At 44.9% G+C, this 6,276-nt stretch carries 9 protein-coding genes; 7 read left to right on the top strand and 2 right to left on the bottom strand.

Annotation, left to right across the window (positions count from 1 at the left end; all coding sequences use genetic code 11):
• Positions 1–22: 22 nt before the first annotated feature.
• Together AQR02_RS22215 and AQR02_RS22210 are read right to left on the bottom strand one after the other, a co-directional pair.
• Positions 23–808, bottom strand: a complete 786-nt coding sequence (locus AQR02_RS22215) for a hypothetical protein (RefSeq protein ID WP_209444251.1) — start codon at positions 806–808, stop codon at positions 23–25.
• 113 nt (positions 809–921) lie between these two features.
• A complete protein-coding gene (locus AQR02_RS22210; protein WP_054942594.1) occupies positions 922–1,116 on the bottom strand; it encodes a hypothetical protein in 195 nt (64 codons plus the stop codon).
• Positions 1,117–1,357: 241 nt separating this feature from the next.
• Here AQR02_RS22210 and AQR02_RS22205 point away from each other — a divergent pair, with 241 nt between their 5' ends.
• From AQR02_RS22205 to AQR02_RS34745, 7 genes are all read left to right on the top strand, one after another.
• Positions 1,358–1,885 carry a hypothetical protein gene (locus AQR02_RS22205; protein WP_209444247.1) on the top strand — a complete coding sequence of 176 codons (528 nt, stop codon included), beginning with the start codon at positions 1,358–1,360 and terminating at the stop codon, positions 1,883–1,885.
• A 193-nt stretch (positions 1,886–2,078) separates the two neighbouring features.
• Positions 2,079–3,671 (top strand): BCCT family transporter, encoded by a 1,593-nt coding sequence (locus AQR02_RS22200; protein WP_054942592.1) that lies wholly within the window; start codon positions 2,079–2,081, stop codon positions 3,669–3,671.
• A gap of 257 nt (positions 3,672–3,928) precedes the next feature.
• A complete protein-coding gene (locus tag AQR02_RS22195) occupies positions 3,929–4,309 on the top strand; it encodes a FlxA-like family protein (protein WP_054942591.1) in 381 nt (126 codons plus the stop codon).
• Positions 4,310–4,593: 284 nt separating this feature from the next.
• Complete coding sequence (locus tag AQR02_RS22190; protein ID WP_054942590.1) at positions 4,594–5,061, top strand: GyrI-like domain-containing protein; 468 nt, start codon at positions 4,594–4,596, stop codon at positions 5,059–5,061.
• Between the two features lie 198 nt (positions 5,062–5,259).
• Complete coding sequence (locus AQR02_RS22185) at positions 5,260–5,706, top strand: hypothetical protein (protein WP_054942589.1); 447 nt, start codon at positions 5,260–5,262, stop codon at positions 5,704–5,706.
• A gap of 1 nt (position 5,707) precedes the next feature.
• Positions 5,708–5,932, top strand: coding sequence for a helix-turn-helix transcriptional regulator (locus AQR02_RS22180; RefSeq protein WP_054942588.1), 225 nt, complete (start codon positions 5,708–5,710; stop codon positions 5,930–5,932).
• A gap of 23 nt (positions 5,933–5,955) precedes the next feature.
• On the top strand, positions 5,956–6,276 hold a 321-nt coding region (locus tag AQR02_RS34745; protein WP_245237674.1), incomplete at its 3' end, for an alcohol dehydrogenase catalytic domain-containing protein.

Below are 6,276 nucleotides of genomic sequence, written 5' to 3'. Positions count from 1 at the left end.
GCTTGGTTCTTAGGCATTTTTTTTATACTGCTTGCTTTGTAATCCCCATATTGCAATTATGACGTAACTCGCACAAATTACATTTTGGATCACTGCCACAGACATTTGCGTAATCGACAGCGCAATAGAGCCACATTAAATTATCTAGATATGTCATGTTCACGCCGGATTCAACAGCAAATCTATTCATTATATTCACGGCTTCAACTTCTGATGGATAGCCGCTGTATAAATTTAATCTTTCATCACCTATTATGCGCCTAATATGTAAATCAGGTTTGATTGCCTTAATACCGACATTTCGCAAATATTCCAGAGCCAACGTATAGCCCATCTGCTTGAGCTTATATTTTCTTCCTTGCCCTAATTCCCAAGCAATGTTATCAGGAGTGTCACTTACAACAAACTCATCAAGACTGCCATAAACAACTTCAATTTGCTCGAATATGCGTATGTTATAATCAAGGCTTTCCATCTGCTTATCAACTGAGCGATTCCCACATTTGATGTCTTTCAATTGTTTCGCCAGTAGTGGTTTATCTGCATGTTTGATCTTGTCGATTTGAAAATCAAAGAAGATTTCAGTTATCTTGTCCATATTTTCAACGATAGGACCCCAAGGTCTTTGATTACTGAGGAAGGATAAAATAAGACCTTTAATGTGTTCATCTCTGGAGAATGATTCCCCCTGATCTCTACGTTCTGATCTGTTTACTTGACCAAGTTCATTAATTGCTCTATCTAGATCATAGCCAATGTTCTTTAAGGTGGCTTCCATTCTTTGAATAAGCTCTTTAGAATTAATCATCATGGCACAGCTCCCGGCAGTAGAATATCCATATGATACCATACCAATTAAGCTCAGGAAATAGAAAAGCGATACTGAATCGACCTATGAGTCAATGGTATCGCTTCGTTGGTTTATTGAGAAACATCAATTTGTATAAGTCCTGCTTCAATCATCGTTCCGACCAGTTCATTCATCTCACAATTAAGCAAGAGTAGCTTATGTAAATCTTCTTCTGATAATGCAGTAAGGTTCAGTTTCTCTAATAGTTGTTCTTTTGCGTTAACACTCTTAACGTACTGGTTACTGAGATCATTTTTTGAATCCATCGTCTCAACTCCCTATTGATAGTTAAAACTTATCTTACGGCGCTTACAATTTGAAGTACACAACTAAGCTCTGTTTATTGATTGGAAATGAAGACGAAGAAGCCGACAAGCAAAATTAAGCCGATCATAATTATGCTGAAACATTACTGAAGCGCCCTGCGTTTAGAATGGTGTAAGGCGTGCCACGGAAGACTAAAAGAAAGCGGCAGTGCCATCATTAAAGACAAGGGAGTGCAGAATGGTGAAATTTTTACAATGGCCGGGTATGCTCTTGCTGATTGCAGCTTTGATGATTACGGGTTGTTCCAGCAAAACAGATTCCGAACCGGTGAATACTTCTACAGAATCCAAGGAAATCAAGCCTTTAAACAAAGAGGAAGCCATCACGCTAATCTCACAAGCGATCGAGTTGAGTAACAAGCTGTTCGCGGAGAAGCCGATGCTAACCACAGAAGAAATTTATGAGCACTATGACCCGCTGTTCACCCGCAATTATGTGGATCAGATCGAGCTAAAGGGTGGCAACCTCAAGGAAAAAGACGGAACGTGGGCGTATGCTTACGAGGGTGGTGAGCTGTTGGAGGGGACGTTCATCAACAGTCTTACCGAAGACAGTGTGAGCATCGAAAACGCAAAGGACGGTAAGGCGATCACGGTAACTAATGTGGTCGGTGATGGCCTGTATGCTCCGCACAATGAAATCATCACTTTGGTTTACACGAATGCGGGCTGGAAAATTGATAATCTGGTTTGGGAAAAAGCGAAATAACACGTAAAACCGTCAGGGTGCACGAAAGTGTCATCCATGACGGTTTTTTTTAAAATGCCCTGCCGGATTATACGTTGAGACGTGAGAAGAGCACGCCGGTATTTAAACATACGAACTGAAATATCGCCTGCATTTATCCAGAAATACATATCTTACACATACATTGGGATGCTATCAGACAGAGGGGGTTAACATGAGAGAAGATTTGAGGAAAGTGTTGAAGAATCCGGTATTCTATGTGTCAGCCGCGGTGATTCTAGCCCTGGCTGTTCTCGGAGCTGTTGTTCCGGTCGCATTCGGACGTGTGGCTGAAGCCTTATTCAACTTTACTACAGTGAACTTCGGTTGGTTCTATCTGATCACTGTGTTCTTGATTATTCTGTTCCTGATCAGCTTGGCACTAAGCAAATTCGGCTCTGTTCGGCTTGGAGGTGAGCGGGAACGGCCGGAGTTTCCCTTCTTTACTTGGATCGGTATGCTGTTCTCGGCAGGCTTTGGTGTAGGTCTGGTGTTCTATGGAGTTGCGGAGCCGATGAGTCATTTCGTTACTCCTCCTTATGCAAGTGAAGAAGCATTGACACCGGCGGCCGCCCGTGTGGCGATGGGCTATTCCTTCTTTCACTGGGGAATTAGCCAATGGGCGATATTCGCGCTTATGGGATTGGCGATCGCCTTCCTGCAGTTCACCAAGAAGCGAAATGGATTAGTATCTACCGCATTAGAGCCTGTTACCGGCAAAAGCCCGCTCGTCAAGAGTACAATTGACTCATTGGCGGTAATTGCTACGGTCATGGGTGTGGCTACATCGCTCGGACTCGGTGTGATGCAGATGAACGGCGGACTCGGCGCCGTATTTGGCCATCAGGGCGGATACGGGACTCAATTGATGATTCTGGCGTTTCTATTCATCGCTTATATGCTGTCCTCTTTAACAGGATTAGAAAAAGGAATCCGCTATCTGAGCAATTTGAATCTTGGGCTTGCGCTTGGCTTGTTGCTATTCGTGTTTTTTACAGGTCCGACGGTATTTATTCTGGAGACCTTTACGGTCGCACTGGGTGACTATTTCACAGATTTCATCCATCACAGCCTGCGTATGCAACCCTATCTGGGAGGGTCTTGGGTCCGGGAATGGACGATCTTCTATTGGGCTTGGGCCATTGCCTGGTCACCATTTGTGGGGGCCTTCATCGCCCGTGTGTCCAAAGGAAGAACCATACGCGAATTCATACTCGGCGTAATGATTGTACCTCCGGCTATAGCCTGTCTCTGGATTGCAACGTTTGGCGGGACAGCGCTCTGGTATGATTTAAATGCCGGCACTTCAATTGCGGCTGCTGTCAAGACAGATTTGACCTCCGCCTTGTTCATAACCTTTGAGAATCTGCCGTTTACCAATGCGCTGTCAGTCATATCAATTCTGTTGATTTTGACTTTTCTGGTCACATCGGCCGATTCAGCAACATTTATTCTGGCAAGCATGACCACCTTCGGGAGTTTGAATCCATCCTTATTCACTAAGATCGTCTGGGGGCTGCTTATCTCGAGCATTTCTGCAGTACTGCTCCGCGCCGGAGGGCTTGAAGCACTACAGACGGCTTCACTGATCTCTGCGTTGCCGTTCACTATTGTGCTGCTGCTGCTGATTGCGTCTCTGCTAATCCTGCTTCGCAAAGAGCCGCTTCCGATTCGGAAGGCGGATCTCAGGCGTTTTCGCCGTCTTGAGGCTGCAAGCCGGGAAGCCGGACATAGAGAGTCTATGAAGATTAAAGAAGATCGTGAATAGTGGGATTTAATACCCCCGTTACGGACAACTGTATCATAAGTAGCGGCAACTCTGGTCAAAATGGTACGAAAGTTTTTTCTGCGAGCTGGGTCGTTGGTAGGGTTGAAGCCAGCAACCGAATGAGACTATGCGACGATTTTATACCATATGCGGCCTGGAATGTTGTCATGGCGGGTGCTGCCGGGTAATAGAAATGATTAGAACTAACTGATTTGGCTGAATTTAGGGTGGTAGCCAAGGAAATGGAGGGGAAGATCATGGCGGCACAGACAGTATCAGGCATCAGCCCGGTTCAGGCTATTGCAGCTTACGGTGGTACACAAAGCGATGTCAGTTCCCTGGAGAGGCAGCGTGAACGGCTGATGATGGAACTGGATAAAGTGAATGCGGCGCAGGGAAGTGAGATGCAGAGACCTTATCGCCGGGAGCAGCTGCAGCGGCAAATCCGGCTGCTGGAGTCCCAACTGGTGCAGAAAAGCGGGAGCAGCACCCCGGTCAATTTTGTACCGGCTTCTCCGCTTCAAGATCATATTCCCCTTTGGCGGGCTGAAGGAAAGGGAGGCCTCAAGGGCATCGGTTTAACCGATCCCCGGACGGCGACGGTGAACGAGGAAGGCCATTTCGACGCGTTAATTTAGGGTAGGAGAGCGAAGGTGCGAAAAACATCCGGTGATGAACCGGCCTTTTCGCACCTTCTTTTTTTGTAGAGAGACGAAAGTTCATCGATTCTATTGTAGTAAACGGTCCAATTCCAGGTGTAGGTACTTCAGATGATATATGGTTCAACTAAATAAGGTACTCGAGCAGTTGACCCTCTATTTCGTTCTATAGGTGTTGTGGTGATCCATATCATTTGCTAATTCATCCAATTCCCCTAATCTCTTGGGTAAGAAACTACATTTATCCTGGGAGGTAAGTGAAAATGGAGAGAATCCGTGTAATCGAGATTCCACCGCTAAAGGTCGTTAATTCGGGAAACCTATCGGCTATGGAGGATTTCGAAGCGTTCGACCAATGGTGGTCATCCATCAATATCAAGCATTACATTACACCCCGTGACTTTATGTGGTATAACGACAAGCAACGGTATTTGGAATGGTTTTTTGCGCTGCCTGAAGGACATGAGGATACAGGCGGATACGAGGTTGTTGATTTTCCTGGGGGATTGTATGCGGTTGCGGCTTCAAAGGACGCAGAGGAAGAAGCAATTGAGGAAACGAAAGCCTCTATTCGTTCATGGGTAGAAGCAAGCGGTTGCTTCGAACTATCAACAAACGAGAATGATCCAGCAGAGCGATACGTTATGACCCATGTCACTACACCCAAGATATTCAAAGAGAAAATGGGCTATCATCTATCAGATATATTCGTGCCGATTATAGCAAAGTAAGCCTCGAAAATAACTGGTAGCTATTGATAAAAAAAGGCGAGTTCTCATTCATTGTTGAATGGAAATTCGCCTTTATTCATTTTCGGACGTTCACAAAAAGAGTCAAATGGTGATCGGATTTTTGTATAATAAAGTTGACTTAATGTATAGTTTGGTATACATTATGTTTAGAGTACTTTACTATAGGTGGTGTCATACATGACTTATCAAGAAAAGAAGAGTATCGTATCGCTAATCAGCACCATACTCATTTTTACACTGTATTTGCTGTATAGGTACCCGCAGTATCCCAATGAAGTGTTGGATTCAAAAGTAACCTTCCATTACTGGGGATCCTTCGTTCTTGTATTGACCTTGGTTTCCATCGCAGCACATATCGTGATCAGCATTCTTTTTAACATCGTCTTCCGTATGACAACGGGTGAAAAAGAACCTGCATTCGCGGACGAACTGGATAAGCGCATCGGCTTGTTCGCCATTCGAAATTCATTCGCTATGTTTATCAGTGGCTTCCTTCTGGCTATGGGCTCATTGGTTATAGACCAGCCTTTGAAGGTGATGTTCATCGTCCTAATCGTCTCCGGATTTCTTTCAGACATAACCGGTTCAATTTCGAGAATATATTACTACAGGAGAGGAGTCTAAGATGGGTAAAGTTCTTGTTGGCAATTACATCAGAAAATTACGATTCAATCTTAATGAAATGACTCAGCAGCAGCTAGCCGACAAGGCAGGTGTAACCAGACAAACGATCGTAGCTCTTGAAAAAGGAAACTACTCTCCTTCACTGGAGTTGGCCTTTCGTATTGCTCATGCCTTTAACTTAGCGTTGGAAGAGGTATTCTTTTACGAAAACTCAGAGGAGCAATGAGGGAAATAGATAGGGGGTAGAGGATGAGAGCAATTGTATATGCCAAATACGGATCGCCCGATGTTCTTCATCTGAAGGAGCTAGAGAAACCTACACCGAAGGATAATGAGATACTGGTCAAAATATATGCGGCAACGGTAACAGCGGGGGACTGGCGCATGCGAAAGGCCGACCCATTCCTTGCAAGACTGTACAATGGTCTTTTAAGGCCCAAAAAAGTAACGATATTGGGGTTTGAGTTAGCCGGGGAAGTTGAAGCCGCAGGCAAAGATGTAACACGATTTAAAATCGGTGATCAAGTATTCGCGTCTTGTGGTTTTGGCTTCGGTGCATATGCCGAGTAC

Source organism: Paenibacillus ihuae, assembly GCF_001368795.1.
Lineage (GTDB): Bacteria > Bacillota > Bacilli > Paenibacillales > Paenibacillaceae > Paenibacillus_AQ > Paenibacillus_AQ ihuae.
This window is presented reverse-complemented; position numbering and strand designations above follow the sequence as displayed.